Raw genomic sequence first — 2,596 nt, 5'->3', positions numbered from 1 at the left:
ATCCGATTTGGTTATTTCTCGGCGGATTGGCTCTCCGCTATGGTGGTGAATTACTTCAAATCATCATTCAGTTCGGACTCCAGCGATTGGCAGTGCAGATTACGATCTCCGAAACCAATCCGATTTATAGTGCCATTTGTTGGGAACTCGAACGCACTGGCAAAGTTTATGACTTTAGCGAATTAGTCTATACCTCTACACCACTAGTACCACCTGCGATCGAGTCGCCCACGCTCAAAACTAGGCTGCAACCGCGATCGGGTTGGATTGGCGTCGGTTATCAGGGTGCGTATATCGGCATCCACCGTCACGACTTTAAAGTCACCGATCTGCAAAATACCCAGTTGTTAACCCTCGCCACCTTGCGCTGGTGGCAACCGCAGCTACTAGAATGGCTGGGGAATATCGAGACAAATTATAGCCTCGAAGCACCGCTGATCGTGCGCCTAATTGGTGGGACGATCTCGATCGTGCGCACCCAAACTAAGCGGCAGCGGGACACTCTAGCGATCGATATCGTCACCGAAACCGAATTGTTTAAGGATCTCGATCGCTTTCTCCAAAGTCGCGATCTCTATCGCCAACGGGGGATTCCCTGGCGGCGGGGATATCTCTTTTATGGCCCTCCAGGGACGGGTAAATCTTCCCTGATTCAAGCGATCGCTAGTTATTACGATCGGCAGCTCGTATCGCTCTCATTGACCGATATGGACGATAGCGCGCTCCTGCGAGCCTGGTCGGAAATCACCGCAACTTCGATCGTCGCTCTCGAAGATATCGATAGTGTCTTTTCCGGTCGCCAGCCGCTGGGCGAACTATCATTTAGCGCGCTGCTCAACACCTTAGATGGTGCAGGAGCCGTCGAAGGCAGCATTACCATCCTGACTACCAATCACCGCGAACAACTCGATCCTGCCTTGATTAGACCCGGTAGATGCGATCGGGAATTCGAGCTAGGTTATCTGAATGCTCAAACCTGTGCCAAGATGTTTGTCTGTTTCTTCCCCGATCCCGATCTCGCCGCGATCGTCAGTCAGCAGTTGAGTAGTTACCAAGTTTCTCCCGCTGCATGGCAAAACTACCTCCAGCAGCAGGATTCAGCCCAAACAGCGGTGGCTAATTGTGATTTTGCCAAGCTGGAAGCGAGGGATTAGTTGGGAGCGGGGAGCGGGGAGCGAGGAGACGGGGAGAAGCAGACATCGGAACGCAACTATCAATTATCAATTATCAATTTCCACCTCACTTCGCCTGCCGAATCAGTTCGAGTATTTTCTGATAATCGGCTGTCTGTCCTTGCTGGCGGAATAATTCGGCACATTTGGTGAGATCGGCGATGCCACCTTGTTTGTTGCCAGTAGACAGTTTCACGGTGCCACGATTGCAATAAGTTTCGGCATCTTGGGGATTAATGGCGATCGCTCGATCGAAGTCTGCTACCGCGCCTTGGGTGTCATTTAATTCAAATTTGGCAACGCCGCGATTGTAATAGGTGAGGGCATCTTGAGGATTGATGGCGATCGCTTGAGTGTAATCGGCAATTGCGCCCTGCTTGTCGCCCAATCCCGATTTAGCCGCACCGCGATTGGCGTAGGCTTGAGCGTATTTGGGCGCGATCGTAATTGCCCGATCGAATTCTTGGATCGCGCCTTGATTGTCACCGCGCTGATATTTAGTCGTCCCGCGATCGTTATATTCGATCGCGGGTTTGGGGGCGACGGCGGGAGAGCTAGACGAACACGCCGCTAGCGGAAAAATGGTCGAGAAAATCAGGGTTAGGAGCAACAGGGCAGCTTTCATGGACATATTTGCTTCAGGCAATAAGTGAAAAAATCGATCGCGGTCGATCCCCCACTTACATTGTAAAAACGCAATGGGGGTTTTGGTAGCAATTAGGCTACACAGCTTGCGATCGATTGACAAAATTCAGGGGCAATCCACAATTACCCCCGAACTCGATCCTCAATGTGAATTTAACTATATCCCTAAATCTGCCGCAATGCGGTGAGCGCAAGCGAATCCCGAAAATGCGACGGCATTTAATCCTTGCCCTGGAAAAGTACTATCGCCGACACAATATAAATCTGGGACTGCCGTGCGATTGAATGGCATATTTAACAATCCTGGTAATTTCCGGCGCGGAATCGGGCCATAACTACCATCCGCGCGACCGAGAAAGCGGCGGTGGGTGCGGGGTGTACCGATTTCCATGAAGTCTAGACCCCGATCTAAGCCAGGAAAAATTCGCTCTAATCGATCGATCATCACTCCCGCTCTTGCTTCTTTTTTAGCTTCATACTCACTCGGCTTTAAGCTCTGCCAATCGCTCATCCAACTCGGCGTAAAGGCATGAATGATATGGTATCCCTCTGGTGCCAAACTCGGGTCGAGCAAGGTCGGAATCGACACAAAAATCGTGCCTTCTGGAGCCTCCATCTGCATCCAGTTTTCGAGCAAGACATGGTGACATTCAGTCCCAGCCGGCAAAACATCTGCCTTGACACCTAAATGCAAACTCAAGAAAGCTGGCGATTTCTGATAGCGTTGTTGCCATTTGCGCTCTTTCGCGGGCAGCTCTGCGGCTGGTAATAGTTGCTCG

2 protein-coding genes and 1 pseudogene are annotated in these 2,596 nt (G+C 51.2%); 1 reads left to right on the top strand and 2 read right to left on the bottom strand.

All coding sequences use genetic code 11. The annotated features are described in order from the left end of the window. On the top strand, positions 1–1,154 hold a 1,154-nt coding region (locus RMO84_RS09640; RefSeq protein ID WP_310488254.1), incomplete at its 5' end, for an AAA family ATPase. Positions 1,155–1,239: 85 nt separating this feature from the next. Here the strand turns inward: RMO84_RS09640 and RMO84_RS09635 are convergent. Further along, the gene (locus RMO84_RS09635) at positions 1,240–1,797 is read right to left on the bottom strand and encodes a tetratricopeptide repeat protein (protein ID WP_310488253.1); all 558 of its coding nucleotides are present in this window, start codon (positions 1,795–1,797) and stop codon (positions 1,240–1,242) included. Between the two features lie 177 nt (positions 1,798–1,974). Continuing rightward, positions 1,975–2,596, bottom strand: a pseudogene (locus tag RMO84_RS09630) (carotene isomerase); the annotation flags it as partial.

Source organism: Chamaesiphon sp. VAR_69_metabat_338 (genome assembly GCF_031423935.1).
In the GTDB taxonomy this organism is placed as follows: Bacteria; Cyanobacteriota; Cyanobacteriia; order Cyanobacteriales; family Chamaesiphonaceae; genus Chamaesiphon.
This window is presented reverse-complemented; position numbering and strand designations above follow the sequence as displayed.

Coding starts and splice junctions, on each gene's coding strand:
- RMO84_RS09635 (WP_310488253.1), bottom strand. CDS start 1,797: ATGAAAGCTGCCCTGTTGCTCCTAACCCTGATTTTCTCGACCATTTTT.